This is a genomic window from Bradyrhizobium sp. Pa8 (assembly GCF_052588265.1).
Map to the genome: position 1 here is coordinate 8,870,083 of NZ_CP176767.1, position 17,039 is coordinate 8,887,121.

Consider the following 17,039-nt stretch of genomic DNA (forward strand, 5'->3'; position numbering starts at 1 on the left):
TGTAACCTTTGGCGCGGCCTCTTCGAATATTGGAGGCCAGAGGAGCGAGCAGCGTGAAGCCGGCGGGTTCGTTCTGATGAGTGCTGTTGTGGGGGACCTTTTCGGGGAATAGGCTGATGAGGGGGCGATTGAACGGTTGCCGCGCCTTCTCCACGGGGCGGCTGGTCAGTTCCGGAGTCCGGCAGATGAATGTGTCCTCGCCGATCCCCACGAACCGAGATGCCGGTCTCGAGCTCCTGTGGGACGACGGCGAACGCGTCTTTTACCGCGAATGGCGCCGCGGCGCCGATGGCAACGTCAACCGTGTCTTGACCGTAAGAGCGGCGACGGAACATCCGCCCGCGGTCCACGACCGGTTCGCTCACGAATACGCCTTGCGCGACGAGCTCGATCGAGCCTGGGCCGTACGGCCGCTGGAGCTGATCCGCGATGGCGACCATGCCTTGCTGATACTGGAAGACCCCGGCGGCGAGCCGCTCGAGCGGCTGCTCGGCTCGCCGATGAAGCTGGACCATTTTTTGCGATTGGCCCTCGCCATTGCCGGGACGATCGCCCAGCTCCACAATCGTAGCCTGATCCACAAGGATCTGAAACCGGCGAACATCCTGGTCGACGCAACGGGCGCGATCAGGATCACCGGATTCGGCCTCGCCTCTCGCCTGCCGCGCGAGAGACAGCAGCTCGAACCACCGGAGACCATCGCGGGCACGCTGGCCTATATGGCACCGGAGCAGACCGGCCGCATGAACCGGTCCGTCGATTCCCGTAGCGATCTGTACGCACTCGGCGTGACGTTCTACCGGATGCTCACGGGCGCGCTGCCGTTCACCGCGGCCAATCCGATGGAATGGGTGCACAGCCACATCGCGAGACGAGCCATTCCGCCAGCCGAACGGGTCGATGGCGTGCCTCGCGCCGTGTCGGCGATCATCATGAAGCTTCTCGCCAAGACGGCCGAGGATCGCTACCAGACCGCCGCCGGCCTCAAGAACGACCTCGAGCACTGCCTTGCCGAATGGCTGGCGCAAGGCCGGATTGATGGCTTTGCGCCCGGCGAGGCGGACCAACCGGACCGCCTCCTCATTCCCGAGCGGCTCTACGGCAGGGAACATGAGATCGAGGCCTTGCTCGCCGCGTTCGACCGCGTCGCGCGGAGCGGAAAGCCAGAGCTTGTCTTGATCTCGGGCTATGCCGGTATCGGCAAGTCCGCCGTAGTGCACGAATTGCACAGAGCCCTGGTCCCGCTCGGTGGCCTTTTCGCCTCGGGCAAGTTCGATCAGTACAAGCGCGACATCCCTTATGCGACGCTCGCGCAGGCCTTTCAAAACATCGTCCGTCGCCTCCTCGCCAAGAATGACGCCGAGCTCGCATCGTGGCGCGACGCGATCTGCGAAGCATTGACGCCCAACGGCCAGCTCATGGTCGATCTGGTTCCCGAATTGAAACTGGTCATCGGCGATCAACCGCCGGTGCCGGATGCTTCACCGCAAGACGCCCTGCGACGATTTCAACTCGTCCTGCAGCGCTTCATCGGCGTCTTCGCGCAACCGGACCGGCCGCTTGTGCTCTTCCTCGACGATCTGCAGTGGCTGGATGCTGCGACGCTCGACCTGCTCGAGGAACTGCTGACCCGATCGGACCTGCAACAACTCCTGCTGATCGGCGCTTATCGCAGCAACGAGATCGATGCCAACCACCCGCTGAGGCGCAAGCTCGCCGCAATTCACGATTCGGGCGCGCTCGTCCGGACGCTCAGCCTGGCACCCCTCACTCACGCCGACGTCGAGCATTTCATCCTGGACGCGCTTCGCTCCGAGCCGGCCCGCGCCGCGCCATTGGCGCAACTGATACATGAGAAGACCGGCGGCAATCCGTTCTTCCTGATCCAGTTCCTGCACGCACTCTCGGAAGAAGGCTTGCTGGCCTTCGATCATGCGGCAGGCCAATGGCAGTGGGACCTCGAGCGCATCCATGCCAAAGGCTATACTGAAAACGTCGTTGACTTGATGGTCCACAAGCTGAGCCGCCTGCCGGACGAAACGCGGACGGCTTTGCAGACGCTTGCATGCCTCGGCAGCAGCGCCGAGATCGCAACGCTGTCATTGATGCTCGGCACATCGGAACAGCAGGTCCATCTGGATCTCGTCGACGCGGAACGTCTCGAGCTGGTCGAGCGTCAGGACCGGCACTGCAGGTTCGTGCACGACCGGGTCCAGGAAGCTGCCTACGCACTTATTCCGGAGTCCGAGAGGCCTGCGTCGCACTTGCGAATCGGCCGGCTCCTGGTGGCACGCACACCACCGGAGCAGCGCGAGTTGGCGATCTTCGATATCGTCAATCAGCTCAACCGCGGTCTGTCCCTCGTCGGCTCGCCGGGCGAGCGCGAGAAACTCGCCGAGCTCAACTTGATTGCCGGCCAGCGCGCCAAGGCATCCTCGGCCTATAGCTCGGCACTTGCCTATCTCTCCACCGGAAGCGAGCTCTTGACCGCCGATTGCTGGGAGCGGCGGCACGAGCTTGCCTTCGCACTGGAAATCAATCGGGCCGCATGCGAGTTCCTGACCGGCAAACCTGATGTCGCGGACGATCGTCTGACTGCACTGGCGACGCGCGCGACCAATCCGCTCGAACAGGCCGCCGTCGCATGCCTGCGCATGGATGTCTATACAACGCTCGGTCAGTCCAGCCGCGCCGTCGACATCGGCCTGGGATACCTGCGGCAGCTGGGCGTGCACTGGTCTCCCAACCCGACTGAAGCGCAGGCGCGCCGCGAGTACGATCTCATCTGGACGGCCATTGGGGAGCGCAGCATCGAAGACCTCGTCAAGCTGCCCTTGATGAGCGACCCAGCCTCCCTTGCAACGATGGATGTTCTGACAAAGCTGCTGCCGCCCGCCCTCTTCACGGATATGAACCTGCTTTCCCTCACGATCTGCAGGGCCGTCAATCTTGGGCTCAAGTGGGGCCACAGCGACGGGTCGTGCGTTGCTTATGTACAGCTCGGAATGGTGGCCGGCCTGCAATTCGGCGACTACAAATCCGGCTTTCGCTTCGGAGAGCTCGGTTATGAATTGGTCGAGCAGCGCGGAATAAGCCGCTTCCAGGCTGCGACCTATCTGATATTCGGCGCACACGTCGTGCCTTGGACCAGACACTTCAGGGTCGCGCGCGATCTCCTTCGCCGCGCTTTCGAAAGCGCGCACAGGAGCGGCGATCTTACCTATGCGGCCTACAGCTGCAGCAATCTGAATGGCAATCTCTTCCAGGCCGGCGATCCACTCGTCGAGATTCTGAGCGAGGCCGAGACTGGCCTCGCCTTCGTCCGGAAGATGAGGTTCGGGTTCATCGAGGACATCATCGCCGCGCAACGCGGGCTGTTCCGGACGCTCCGCGGGTTGACCCCGACATTCGGTTGCTTCGACGACGAGCAGTTCAACGAACTTCGGATCGAACAGCACTTCGCCGCCAATCCGAATTTGTGGCGGGCAGAGTGCATCTACTGGATCCTCAAGCTCAGGGCGCGCTTTCTTGCCGGCGACTACGCAACGGCGGTCGGCATCCTGTCGAAGCTGCAGCGCCGGCGATGGACGCCGCTCACTCCGGCGGAGGCAGCTTCGTATCACTTCTACAGTGCGCTTTCTCTGGCTGCACTTCCGGAAGCGCCCCCCGCCGAGCAGGGGCACATTGACACGATTGCCGGGCATCATCGGCAACTCCAGGCCTGGGCGGAGAATTGTCCGGACAATTTCGCGCATTGCGCGGCGCTGGTGGGTGCCGAAATCGCCCGGCTGGAGGGCCGCGACTCCGATGCAATGCGCCTTTACGAATGCGCAGTTCGCTCGGCCCGCGCAAACGGACTCATTGCCGATGAGGGTATCGCCTACGAACTGGCTGCGAACTTCTATGCGGCTCGCGAGTATGACGCGTTCGCCGACATATACCGTCGGAATGCGCGCGACGCCTATTCCCAGTGGGGAGCCGATGGCAAGGTACGCCAGATCGACGACATGTATCCGCACCTTGCGGAGAACGCACCCGTGGCCGCTGCAACTGACACGATCGGTGCGCCGCTCGAATATCTGGACCTCGTGGCAGCGCTGAAGGTCTCGGAGGCCGTGTCCGGAGAGATCGTCCTCGATAAGCTGATCGACATTCTGATGCGCACGACCATCGAGCATGCCGGTGCGGAACGAGGATTGCTGATTCTGCAGCGAGACTCGGCGCTGGGGATTCGAGCGGAGGCGACGACCCGGGGAGCTTCGATCAATGTCGATCTGTGCGATCGCCCAATCTCCCAGACGGAAATGCCGGAGTCGCTCGCCCTGTACGCGGCTCGCACGCAAGGGAGCGTTATTCTCGACGATGCTGCGGAAAGTGGAACGTTCAGAGGGGACCCGTACATTCAGCTCGAGAGCGCCCGGTCGGTTCTGATCATTCCGCTCACGAAGCAAGGGAGCCTGGTCGCCCTGCTGTATCTCGAGAACAATCTTGCGAAGGGTGTGTTTACGCCCGCCAAGGTCGCTCTTCTCAAATTTATCGCGTCCGAGGCCGCGACGTCGCTCGACAACGCTCGTCTGTACCGGGAGCTTCAGGAGCGCGAGCAGCGTTACCGTGAGGCTCAGATGGAGCTGGCCCACGCCAACCGCGTGGCGGTGATGGGGCAGCTGACAGCGTCGATCGCCCACGAGGTCAATCAGCCGAACACCGCCGTCATCGCCAGCGCGCAAGCGGCCTTGAGCTGGCTCGATCACCAACCGCCGGCACTGGCGCAGACGCGCAGGGCGCTGACACGGGCCATCGAGAACGGCATCCGCTCCAGCGAGGTCATCGAGCGAATCCGGGATCTCGTCAAGAAATCACCGCCCAAACGGGATTCCCTGGCGATCAACAGCGTCATCGGCCAAGTGATCGAACTCACGCAGGCCGAAGCGGCACGGCACGATGTCGCGATCCAGACGGTATTCGCCGATCGTCTGCCCAAGGTCATCGGCGATCGCGTCGAGCTGCAGCAGGTCACGCTCAACCTGATCCTGAACGCCATCGAGGCCATGAGCGAGACAACGGAGGGCAAGCGCGAGCTGTTGATCCAGACCGCGAGAGCAGATGCCGAGAGAATACGCGTATCGATCACGGATTCGGGACCAGGCTTGTCGGCGGAGGGCCAAGCGCGGCTGTTCGAGCCCTTCTACACCACCAAGTCGGGCGGCCTCGGTGTCGGACTGTCGATATGCCACTCGATCATCGTGGCGCATGGCGGCAGGCTCTGGGCGGCTGCAAACGAACCGCGCGGAGCCGTCTTCCAGTTCACCGTGCCAATCGATGACGGCTTTGCGGTTGGTTGAGCCGCGCTCCGAAATCGGAATGCGGCTCATGCCATGGCGCCGATCCCGGCTATTGTTGGGGATTGGCGTTGGGAGTACGTTCCCGAACGGGACAGGTGAAAACCTTTCCCTCCTTTTCAATCGACTGGCCGGCTAGTTCCGGAGTCCGGCAGATGCACGTATCCTCGCGGGTATCCACGAATGGCAATGCCGGTCTCAAGGCGTCATGGGACGACGGCGAGCGCGTCTTTTGCCGCGAATGGCGCCGGGGCGCCGATGGCGACGTCAACAGTGTCCTGACCGTAAGGGCGGCTACGGAACATCCGCCGGCCGCGGTCCTCGACCGGTTCGCCCATGAATACGCCTTGCGCGACGAGCTCGACGGGACCTGGGCCGTACGGCCGCTGGAGCTGATCCGCGACGGCGGTCGAACCTTGCTTGTTTTGGAAGATCCCGGCAGCGAGCCGCTCGAGCAGCTGCTCGGCGCGCCGATGAAGCTGCCCCACTTTCTGAGATTGGCTCTCGGCATCACCACCGCCGTCGACCAGCTGCATCGGCAGGGCCTGGTCCACAAGGATTTGAAGCCGGCCAATCTTCTGGTGACCGGGGCAGACGAAGTCAGGATCACCGGATTTGGCCTCGCATCTCGCCTGCCACGCGAGCGACAGCAGCTCGAACCACCGGAGACCATGGCGGGCACGCTGGCCTACATGGCGCCCGAGCAGACCGGCCGCATGAACCGATCGGTCGATTCCCGCAGCGATCTGTACGCAATCGGCGTGACGTTCTACCAGATGCTGACGGGCGCATTGCCGTTCACCGCGTCCAGTCCGATGGAGTGGGTGCACAGCCACATCGCGAGACGAGCCGTTGCGCCCGCCGAACGAGTCGATGGCGTGCCTCGCGCCGTGTCGGGGATCATCATGAAGCTCCTCGCCAAGACGGCCGACGACCGCTACCAGACCGCCGCCGGTCTCAAGAGCGACCTCGAACGGTCACTCGCCGAATGGGAAGCGCAGGGACGGATCGATGATTTCGTTCTGGCCCAAACCGATATACCGGACCGCCTGCTGATTCCCGAACGGCTCTACGGCAGGGAGCACGAGATCGAGGCGTTGCTCACCTCGTTCGATCGCGTCACCCGGAGCGGCACGCCCGAGTTGATCCTGGTGTCCGGCCCCTCCGGTATCGGCAAGTCCGTTTTCGTCGACGAAATGCACAAGGCCTTGGTCCCGTTGGGAGGCTTCTTCGCCTCCGGCAAGTTCGATCAGCACAAGCGCGATATGCCTTACGCGACGCTCGCGCATGCGTTTCAAGGCGTTATCCGAGGCCTCCTCGCCAAGAGCGATGCCGATCTGGCACCCTGGCGTAGCGCGCTGCATGATGCGCTGGGCCAGCTCGGTCAACTGATGGTGGATCTCGTACCGGAGCTGCGGCTCGTGATCGGGGATCAACCACCTGTCCCGGAGGCTCCCCCGCAAGACGCACAGCGACGCTTCCAACTCGTCGTGCGACGCTTCATTGGCATCTTCGCCAAGCCTCACCATCCCCTTGTGCTGTTCCTCGACGACCTGCAGTGGCTCGACCTGGCCACATTGGATCTGATCGCGTTTCTTCTGAACAGATCCGACTTGCAAAATCTGCTTCTCATCGTCGCCTATCGACGCAACGATGTCGACGTCAAGCATCTGCTGGCTCAACGAATCGTCGAAATTCGGACGTCCCGCAAACGGGTTCGGGAAATCGACCTGGCCCCCCTCACCCGCGATGCCGTCCTGGAATTCACCGCGGATGCACTTCACTGCGAGCCGGCATACGCCATGCCCATGGCGCAGCTGATATACGAGAAGACGAACGGGAATCCGTTCTTTCTCACGCAGTTTCTGCGGGCGCTGGCCGAGGAAGAACTGCTGACCTTCGATCATGACAAGCGACAGTGGCGCTGGGATCTCGAACGCATCAAGGAAAAAAGCTACGCCGAAAACGTCGCGGATCTCATGGTCGGCAAGCTGAGCGGTTTGCGCGACGAGACACGTCGGGCCCTGCTGGAGCTGGCCTGCCTGGGCAACAGCGCCGAGATCGCAACGCTCTGCCTCGTGCACGGAGCATCGGAGCAGGCGCTGCACGCGGATCTGCGAGACGCGACGCGTCTCGAACTGGTCCGACGCCTCAAGAGCTCTTACGCGTTCGTCCACGATCGCGTGCAAGAGGCCGCTTATGCGCTTCAGCCGGACCAGGACAGGCGAACGGCCCTGCACCTTCGAATCGGTCTGGTCCTGGCAGCGCAGCTGACGCCCGACGAAACCAACGAGCGCGTCTATATCGTTGCCAACCAGCTGAACCGCGGCATCGCCGCTTTGACGAACGGCGCTGAACGCGAACAGGTCATTGCCGTCAATCTCGCCGCGGGCCGGCGCGCGAGAAATGCAACAGCCTACCACGCGGCAGCAACCTACCTTGAAATCGCCCGCGAACTGCTCGGGGAGGAAGGGCATCCGCGGTGCAGCCGGGACGCCTTCGCGATCGGCCTGCTCCACGCCGAATGCAAATTCCTGCTCGGCGAGCTGAATACGGCGGAAGCGGAATTGACGGTCCTGTCGGAGAGCTGTTCGGACATTCAGGCGAGCGCCGAGGTCGCCAGGCTCCAGGCGCAGCTATACACCACTGCGGGACAACTCGAGCGGGCGGTCGACGTTTGCCTCGCATTCTTGCGCAGAACCGGGATTGACTGGTCTCCTCATCCCAGCCGCAGCGAGGTGGATGAGGATCGGCGACGCCTCCGGAACTTGACCGAAAAGCTGTCTGACGAGCAGCTTCATGCGCTACCGCCGATGACCGATCCGGATCATCGTGCGACCATGGGCGTTTTGGCCGACCTCCTCACACCTGCGTTTCTCACCGATCGCAACCTGTCCGACACCATGCTCATGGAGGCCACTCGACTGACGCTCCAGCACGGGACCAGCCCTGAAGCGTGCTACCCGCTGACCGCCATATTCGGCGTGCTCGCGAGCAATTCAACCGATGCGGAACTTGGATTCCGGCTATCACAATTTGGCGCAGCCCTTGCTGACAGGCAGCCCCAGACAGGGCTGAGCGGCCGGGCACTTCTGGTATTCGGCCTTCACGTGACCCCATGGATTCTCCCGATCCGATCGGGACGGCCGTTCATTCGGCGCGCTCTTGCAATCTGTTTGACGACCGGAGATCTGGCATTCGCGGCGTATTCGCACCGCGGACTGATATCGGTGGATCTCTTCTGCGGCGATTCGCTCATGGACGTCTGCTCGAACGCCGAACAGTCCCTGGCATTCGCCGAGGGTCTAGGCGTCCGATTGGCTGCGGTGGGCCTCATCAGACAACGAGATCTGGCGCTGAGCCTTATGGGGCGCGATGGCCGGAATGACTTCGAGAGCCCCGGGGCGCTTCAACCCTCGGACGTGAGCGAACCGCTAGGCGTCTTCTTCTACTACGCGACGCAAATTCAGATCGAAGTCATTGCTGGACGTAACGATGTCGCGATTGCCCTCGCCGCACGCGCAGAAGCGCTCTCATGGTGCGTCCGGTCTTATTCGGACTTCACCGAATACCGGTTTTACACGGCACTCGCTCATGCCGGGGCTTATCACGCATCACGCCCCGAGGATCGCGAGCGGCACCTCAGCGACCTCCGCGAACACCACCGCAAGCTGACAGTCTGGTCCAACCGCTGCCCCGCAAACTACGCTGCCCGGCAGAAGCTCGTCACGGCGGAGCTTGCGCGCATCGAAGGCCGCGAGCTCGAGGCGGAACAGCTGTACGAGGAATCGATCCGATTGGCGCAAGAATCCGGCTTCGCACAGATCGAAGCGATCGCGGCGGAACGTGCAGCAGGGTTTTACGAGGCGCGCGGCATTCGAACGGTCGTTCTGTCCTACCTGACAAAAGCGCGCGATTGCTACGCGCGCTGGGGCGCCGAGGCGAAGGTGAGCCAGCTCGAGAGACTCCATCCGAACCTGCGGGAGCGAGGATCCGCGCTCGGCGCCGCAGGGACGATCGGAGCACTTGTCGAGCAGCTGGACCTTGCGACAGTTCTCAAGGTGTCGGAGGCTGTTTCAGGCGAGATCGTGCTGGAGAAGCTCACGGAGACCCTGCTTCGTTCGGCCATCGAGCATGCGGGTGCGGAACGTGGCGTGCTGATTTTGCCGAGGGGTCCCGAGCTGCGAATTCGGGCGGACGCCGTGACGGGCGGCGGTTCGATCGCTCTCGATCTCGCCGATTCACCGATCTCCGCCGCTGAAGTCCCGTTGTCGATCGTGCTTTACACGGCTCGCACCCAGGAAAGCGTCGTGCTCGACGATGCCTCGACGAGCAGCGCGTTCGGCGGCGACGAATACATCCAGAAGAAGCACGTCCGATCAGCCTTGTGCGTGCCGCTCGTCAAGCAAGGCAGGGCGGTGGCATTTCTGTATCTCGAGAACAATCTCGCCTCGCGCGTGTTCACACCCGCCCGGATCGCGATTCTCAAATTTCTCGCATCCGAGGCTGCGACCTCGCTCGACAATGCCCGGTTGTACCGGGAGCTTCAGGAGCGGGAGTCGAGGATCCGCCGGCTGGTCGAGGCCAACATCATCGGGATCTTCATCTTCGATCACACCCCCGACATTCTCGATGCCAACGACGCGTTCCTGAAGACCATGGGATATGACCGCGAGGATCTCGCCGCAGGCCGATTGCGCTGGGCAGATCTGACGCCGCCCGAATGGCAGGAGCGCACCGACCGCGCCCGGGCCGAATTGAAGGCGACGCGGGTTGTCCACCCATTCGAAAAGGCGTTCTTCCGCAAGGACGGCAGCCGGGTGCCGGTGCTGACCGGCGGAGCGTTGTTCGACGACGAGCAAGAGCAAGGCGTTGCCTTCGTGCTGGATCTCAGCGAGCGCAAGCGCGCCGAAACCGAGGCACGCGAGAACGAGCAGCGCTACCGCGAGGCTCAGATGGAGCTGGCCCACGCCAATCGCGTGGCGGTGATGGGGCAGCTGACGGCGTCGATTGCCCACGAGGTCAATCAGCCGAACACCGCCGTCATCGCCAGCGCACAAGCGGCCTTGAGCTGGCTCGATCACCAACCACCGGCACTGGAGCAGACGCGCAGGGCGCTGACACGCACCATCGAGAACGGCATCCGCTCCAGCGAGGTCATCGAGCGAATCCGGGATCTCGTCAAGAAATCACCGCCCAAACGGGACTCCCTGGCGATCAACAACGTCATCGGCCAAGTCATCGAGCTCACGCAGGCTGAGGCGGCACGGAACGATGTCGCGATCCGGACGGTATTCGCCGATCGTCTGCCCAAGGTCATCGGCGATCGCGTCGAGCTGCAGCAGGTCACGCTCAACCTGATCCTGAACGCGATCGAGGCCATGAGCGAGACAACGGAGGGCAAGCGCGAGCTATTGATCCAGACCGCGAGAGCAGACGCCGACAGCATACGCGTATCGATCACGGATTCGGGACCGGGCTTGTCGGCGGAGGGCCTCGCGCGGCTGTTCGAACCCTTCTACACCACCAAGTCCGGCGGCCTCGGTGTCGGACTGTCGATATGCCGTTCGATTATCGTGGCGCATGGCGGCAGGCTCTGGGCGACTGCAAACGAACCGCGCGGCGCCGTCTTCCAGTTCACTGTTCCGATCGATGACGGCTTCACGGTTGGTTGAATCACCTCGGCTGGCGTCATCACCGCAAAAATTGGTGGGATGACCTGTAACCAAGGCCGGGCCGCGGACGAAATAGAGCCATCGGATCGTGCCGGCGAAGCCAAGCACGGGCCGGAACAGGTCCGCCATCGACCGACGGTGTGCTGCAGGGAGAGATCAGTTGGGACTGTCCTGGCAACAAGGCCCGCTTTCAACGGGAGCAATCGGCCGCTTTCTCGTCCCCGAGCCGCTGCCCAAGCGACTCCTGTACGTCGAACCGTTACGCCGCCGCATCCGCGTGCGCTTTGGGGGAAGCTGGATCGCCGATAGCGAGCGCGTGCTCCTGCTTTTCGAACCGGGCCGTTATCCTGTGGCCTATTTCCCGGAGGCCGATGTTTCCCCGCATGTGCTGGAACCTACCGAGCACATCACTCAACACGCCGATCTTGGGCCGACGTCCTGGTACAGCGTTAGGGTCGACGAGCAACACATCGCGGCGCGGGGAGCATGGCGGCACACCGACCTGCCCGCCCATGCAGGCGATTTGCAGGGTCTGATCGCTTTTGCCTGGCGGGCCATGGATGCCTTCTACGAGGAAGACGAACGCATCGTGGGCCATGCCGCCGATCCCTATCACCGCATCGACATCCGCCAGACCTCTCGTAACCTCGTGGTCAACCACCAGGGCCGGGTCATCGCCGATACAAGGCGGCCGCTGGTCCTTTACGAGTCCGGCTTTGCACCGCGTTGGTATGTTCCACGTTCCGACATCGATGAGTCTGCCCTCGCTCCGGTCAAGCTCCAGACCTTCTGCCCGTACAAGGGCCTCTGCAGCTACTACTCCATCGGAGACGCGCGCCAGGCGGCATGGTCGTATCCCGACGCCTATCCCGAAGTCCGCCGCATCTCCAATTTTGTATCGTTCGAGCCGGACATCGTGACGGTCCATCTCGATGGCACGCAGCTGCGTCTCGAACCCGGCCAATTGGTGGTTCCACACGGCCCCGATCGTAATCTCGACATCGCCGAGGTGGTCGCCGAGCCAACGCCTGGTGGCCAGGCCCGCTGAAGCTGCAACCAGTCCCCTCCATCGACGCTCGTGAGACGAACGAGCATATCTTCGAGATCGCGCAGCATTCAGCCTTTCGCGTCCACGACTATTGTGGCGCTCAACGGAGCCGCTCATCCCGAGCCTCCACTACGGGAGCGCCACAATGTCCCATCGTTCGAACCAGACACGCTCGATCCGCTCCGCTTTTGCGGGCCTTCTCCTGATCGGCTTGCTGTCGCCCGTACATGCCTCCGACCGGAACAGCTCTCTCGACGCCCTCCCCGATCTGCCGTCGCGGGCCGCCGCGCGTTTCGCCTCGGCCGAGCCCACGTCGCGGCTGCCCTGGCTCGCTCCGGTCGGCCACCGTCAGCCGAGCCGGGCCGATGCGCCTCAGTCGGATGCTCTGTCGGCCTGGGAGCGTGAGCAGCAGCAGCGCGATCGGATGCTGGATCGCAAGCTCATCATCTGCCGCGGATGCTGAGCTAGCCCGGCCACCTCACGCGCGCCTACCTAGGCATTCTCGCCACCCGATGTCGCCTCTGCGCCCTTCGCCAGCTCCAGCTCGCCAATCGTCGCAGGCGTCTGCGCAGACTTTCGCCATTGCGCGGGAGTGATGCCCATGTGGCTCTTGAACGCCCGCTGGAACGCCGCCTCGGATAGATATCCGACCGCTTCGGCCACCGCTCCGGTCGAGAGCGAGGATTTCCTCAGTTCGTTCGTTGCCAGCGTCATGCGGATGTCGGTCAGCAGCTCGCTGGGCGAACGTCCGACCTTCTCCTGGAATTGACGGGCGAGCGTCGCACGCGACATGTTGGCGAGCTGCGCGAGCTCGGGCAGCGTCCATGCGCGCGCGGGCGCATTGAACATGGCCGCGACGACCGGCGCGAGGCGTGGGTGACCTGCGAGCGCAAGCAGCCCGCGTGGCGCGTCCCCGGTCTCGCTGGCGAGGCGCAGCACGAGCGCGAACATCGCCGTCGACAATGCGTTCAGCATCGCGCGGCCGCCCAGCTGATCGTCTGCGGTCTCGCCGCGCATCAAGGCAACGAGGCCTGCGAGCTGCCCCGCCGTATCCCGCTCTCCGGCCTGCGCGCCGGCCCTCACGATCAGCACCGGCGGGAGATAGTTGCGCAGCAGCCGGTCGTGCGGCGGGGCGATCGAAAAATGTCCGCACAACAGATCGAGCCGGGCGTCCGAGCCGGGATTCTCGCTGATCGTGAAGTTGAGTGACGCGCGGTTGCGGGCCTTCAGCGGCGCAGCTCCGCTGCCGTCGTGCATGACGTGCCGCGGGTTGCGCGGCAGCAGCAGAATGTCGCCGGCCTCCAGTAGTAGCGGCCGACCTCCCGCCGGATCGTCCAGCATCGCCGAGCCAGCGAGCACCGCGTGGTACGGGATTTCGTTGGCCTCGCTGGGCCCCTGCTCGATCCGCCACGGCGCGCCGTAGGAGCAACGCAGGTCCAGACGGCCGCGCACCGGCATCATCTCGAACAACCGGCTCAGCCAATCCATCGTGCTCCCCTCTCGATGTCACTTGAGACGATTGAGCATATATACAAGCTTACCAAGCATTCAACATCTCATATCGAGACCATACTGTCACTTCGTAATCGTTCACCACCCCAACACGGAGTGCCATCATGTCCCGTCTTTCCGTCCCGAACCTCGAAGCTGACGCCGGCCCCTCCGGCCAGGTCTATGCCCAGATCAAGAAGGCCATCGGCAGCGTGCCGAACACCTTTGCGGCCATCGCCGCCCATGGCCCCGCTGCGCTCAAGGCCGTGCTCGCTGCCGACACTGTGCTTGCCTCCGGCGGACTGACCAAGTCCGACAAGGAGATCATCAAGCTCGTCATCAGCGAAGCCGCAGGCTGTGACTATTGTGTCGCCGCCCACAGCCATCTCGCAAAGCTCGTCGGCCTAGCGCCGGAGGTCCTGAAGCAGATCCGCGATGGCCAGCCCACCGGTGATGCCCAGCGCGATGCGCTGGTCGCTTTCGTCGACAAGCTTGCGCGCACCAGCGGCACCGTCCGCCACAAGGATTTCGTCGCGATCAAGGCCGCCGGCTACAGCGACGCGCAGCTCGTCGACATCAGCCTGGCCTTTGCCACCACCGTGTTCACCAACGTCTTCAACCGCATCAACGATACCGAGATCGACTTCCCGGCGGTCGCCTAACGCGACGGCCGCCACGTCGCTCATCTCACATCAGGGATCACGACCATGACCATGCTTGCCAACACCCACACCGCCCAAAATCCTCTCGTCCGCGCCCTGCAGGGATCCGGCCTGCTCGCGGAAGATCTCGACTACCATGTCGTCCGCGCCTCGATGGTGATCATGTTCTTCTTCTTCGGTTACCAGAAGTGGTTTCCGTACGAATTCGAACGGCTGGTCCCGTTCATCAGCAACGGCCCATTGATCTGGTGGCTCTATCCCGTGTTCGGCCATGCCGGCGCCAGCTATTTCCTCGGCGTCTCCGAATGGACCTTCGGCGCGCTGCTGCTCGCGGGCTTCTGGAGCCACCGGCTTGGCGTGCTCGGCGCCCTCGGCTCGACCGGCACCTTCATCGCGACCGTCACCATCATTCCCTTCATGCCGGAGGGTTGGGACCTCGCTGCGGGAGGCTTCCCCGCGATGACGGGCAACGTGCCCTTCCTGATGAAGGACGTCGTGCTGCTCGCAGTCTCCTTCTATCTGCTAAGGCAGGATCTGGTTCGCCTGACGCGGTAACGGTGGCATTCCGTCCAAGGCGACGCGTCGCCGGCGAGCTTTCCCGCTCGCCGGCGATTGCACGTCGCGACGATCACGGCAGTGTGCCCGCAAGCAGCCGTTTTCGCAGAGCATCAATGAACGCTCTTACCCGGACGGGCATTTGCGCGCGAGTCAGGAAAACCGCCCATATCCCAAGCTCAACCGGCGCGGCGTCCGCCAGAACGATGCGCTTCAACTCTCCGCGTTCAATCTGCTCGTACACATCCCAATAGGTCATCATGGCGACCCCCACGCCCGCAAGACAGGCCGCTCGAACAGCGTCGACTGTGCTGGCCGACAGCGGGCCGGCGATCCGGATCTGCTCCAATTCGCCTCCACGTACGAACGGCCAGGTCTCCATCGCATGAAGCTTGATGCAGGGGTGGCTCACCAGATCGCCCAAGGTTGCCGGTTCGCCGAAGCGCGCGATGTAGGCTGGCGATGCGCAGAGGATGTAAGGATTATCGGCGAGCCTTGTCGCGATCATGTCGGAAGGCTTCATCGGCGCCACGCGGATCGCAACGTCGAGACCCATCGAAGCGATGTCGACGCGATCGTCGCTCAGGACCAGATTGACCCGAAGCGCCGGGTTGCCCGCGATCAGCCCGGCCACGACGGGTACGATGACGGCATGGCCAATGACGTTCGGCGCTGTGACCTTGAGCACACCTGAGAGGCCCGAGCCGGCGGACGACACGGACTCGAATGCTGAATCGCGGGCGGCCATCAGGGCCGCGGCGTGAGGCAAAAAGGCTTCGCCCTCAGGGGTGAGCGATAGTGAGCGCGTCGTCCGATGAAACAGGCGCGCGCCCAGCTCAGCTTCGAGACCTGCGAGCCGTCGACTGACCAACATTGTCGTTGTGCCCATCTCTCGCGCCGCGGCGGACAGGCTGCCGGCGGTCACGATGCTGCGAAATAGGGCCACATCCGCGAAATCCATTTTATAACGATAATCGATAAAGTGCTTAGCTTCCAGCCGGACTTCTGTCGGCTCACGGCAGGCTCTAAATCGCTCTCCAGCAAGGGAGGCCACTCCCGAAGATAAAAGCCCTGGAGATTCAAGAATGATGGACAGCGAAGCGAAGGCCCTTTTTACGCCGATCGATATAAACGGCCGTACCGCGAAGAACCGTCTTGCTGTTGCGCCAATGACGCGCATCACGGCGACCCAGGATGGCCGGGCCACCGAAACCATGACGCGATACTACGAGCGGTTCGCGCGAGGCGGGTTTGGAGCGGTCATCACCGAAGGCATCTACACAGACCAGGCGTTCTCGCAGGGCTATGTCCATCAGCCCGGCATGACCGACGAAGTGCAGGCCAAGGCCTGGAAGCCCGTCGTCAACGGCATCAAGTCGCACGGAGCGGTGGCCATTGCCCAGATGATGCATGCCGGTGCGATCAGTCAAGGCAATCGCTTTCGCGATAGCACCGTGGGGCCGTCTGCCATTCAGCCCAGGGGCGAGCAGATGACATTCTATCACGGAAAGGACCGCTACGCGCTGCCGGCAGCCATCACCGAAGAGCAGATCGCCGACGCCATTGCCGGCTTCGCGGGCTCGGCTGCGCGAGCGATCCACGTCGCCGGGTTCGACGCCATCGAGATTCACGGCGCCAACGGCTACTTGCTCGACCAGTTCCTGACCGACTACGCCAACCGCAGAACCGATCGCTGGGGCGGCGCCACGAAGAACCGCGTGCGGTTAATCGTGGAAACCTTCAAGGCAGTGCGCGCGAAGGTCGGGAGCGCGGTGCCGGTCGGCGTCCGCATCTCGCAAGGCAAGGTGAACGACTATTACCACAAATGGGCGGGTGCGGAGCGTGACGCCGAAATCATCTTCGGCAGCCTCGGCGATGCCGGCGCCGACTTCGTCCATGTGACCGAGTTTGAAGCGTGGAAACCCGCTTTCGCCACGGACGGCCCGTCATTGATGCGCCTCGCCAAGCGCTACGCGCCCAAAGCGGCGATTTTCGCCAATGGCAGCCTGCACAACATCGAGCAGGCGGTGGCTGCGCTCGACGATGGCGCCGATGTCGTCACGATAGGCCGCGGGGCGTTGGCGAACCCCGACCTGCCCAAGCGTCTGTTGGACCGCAGCTCTCTGGATGAATTTGACGCTGCGATCCTCGGCCCCATCGCCGACATCAAGGACACCGAACTGATGGTGTGAGCGCATCCCGCGACGTCGATGCCGAGTGCCGGCGCTCTGAAGATAGTGCACGCATCGAAAGGAACGATCATGACGGA

General features: G+C 63.3%; 9 protein-coding genes. 7 read left to right on the top strand and 2 right to left on the bottom strand.

Features of this window, described 5'->3' with window-relative positions; genetic code table 11:
* The first annotated feature begins 185 nt into the window (after positions 1-185).
* The 4 genes from ACKWRH_RS42110 (at position 186) to ACKWRH_RS42125 (ending at position 12,525) form a co-directional block, all read left to right on the top strand.
* Positions 186-5,342, top strand: a complete 5,157-nt coding sequence (locus tag ACKWRH_RS42110) for a trifunctional serine/threonine-protein kinase/ATP-binding protein/sensor histidine kinase (RefSeq protein ID WP_445218339.1) — start codon at positions 186-188, stop codon at positions 5,340-5,342.
* A 152-nt stretch (positions 5,343-5,494) separates the two neighbouring features.
* Positions 5,495-11,014 carry a trifunctional serine/threonine-protein kinase/ATP-binding protein/sensor histidine kinase gene (locus ACKWRH_RS42115; protein WP_445218340.1) on the top strand — a complete coding sequence of 1,840 codons (5,520 nt, stop codon included), beginning with the start codon at positions 5,495-5,497 and terminating at the stop codon, positions 11,012-11,014.
* A gap of 160 nt (positions 11,015-11,174) precedes the next feature.
* Positions 11,175-12,062 (top strand): DUF427 domain-containing protein, encoded by an 888-nt coding sequence (locus tag ACKWRH_RS42120; RefSeq protein WP_445218341.1) that lies wholly within the window; start codon positions 11,175-11,177, stop codon positions 12,060-12,062.
* A 145-nt stretch (positions 12,063-12,207) separates the two neighbouring features.
* The gene (locus tag ACKWRH_RS42125) at positions 12,208-12,525 is read left to right on the top strand and encodes a hypothetical protein (RefSeq protein ID WP_445218342.1); all 318 of its coding nucleotides are present in this window, start codon (positions 12,208-12,210) and stop codon (positions 12,523-12,525) included.
* A 29-nt stretch (positions 12,526-12,554) separates the two neighbouring features.
* On the opposite strand, the gene ACKWRH_RS42130 is transcribed toward ACKWRH_RS42125, so the two are convergent.
* On the bottom strand, positions 12,555-13,550 hold the full coding sequence (locus ACKWRH_RS42130) for an AraC family transcriptional regulator (protein ID WP_445218343.1): 996 nt from the start codon (positions 13,548-13,550) through the stop codon (positions 12,555-12,557).
* Positions 13,551-13,678: 128 nt separating this feature from the next.
* On the opposite strand from ACKWRH_RS42130, the gene ACKWRH_RS42135 reads away from it, so the two are divergent.
* Both ACKWRH_RS42135 and ACKWRH_RS42140 read left to right on the top strand, forming a co-directional pair.
* On the top strand, positions 13,679-14,215 hold the full coding sequence (locus tag ACKWRH_RS42135; RefSeq protein ID WP_445218344.1) for a carboxymuconolactone decarboxylase family protein: 537 nt from the start codon (positions 13,679-13,681) through the stop codon (positions 14,213-14,215).
* 45 nt (positions 14,216-14,260) lie between these two features.
* Positions 14,261-14,770, top strand: a complete 510-nt coding sequence (locus ACKWRH_RS42140; protein WP_014498377.1) for a YkgB family protein — start codon at positions 14,261-14,263, stop codon at positions 14,768-14,770.
* Between the two features lie 73 nt (positions 14,771-14,843).
* Here ACKWRH_RS42140 and ACKWRH_RS42145 read toward each other — a convergent pair whose 3' ends face one another.
* Positions 14,844-15,731 carry a LysR family transcriptional regulator gene (locus ACKWRH_RS42145; protein WP_445218345.1) on the bottom strand — a complete coding sequence of 296 codons (888 nt, stop codon included), beginning with the start codon at positions 15,729-15,731 and terminating at the stop codon, positions 14,844-14,846.
* Between the two features lie 127 nt (positions 15,732-15,858).
* Here ACKWRH_RS42145 and ACKWRH_RS42150 point away from each other — a divergent pair, with 127 nt between their 5' ends.
* Positions 15,859-16,962, top strand: a complete 1,104-nt coding sequence (locus ACKWRH_RS42150) for an NADH:flavin oxidoreductase (protein WP_445218346.1) — start codon at positions 15,859-15,861, stop codon at positions 16,960-16,962.
* Positions 16,963-17,039 lie beyond the last annotated feature (77 nt).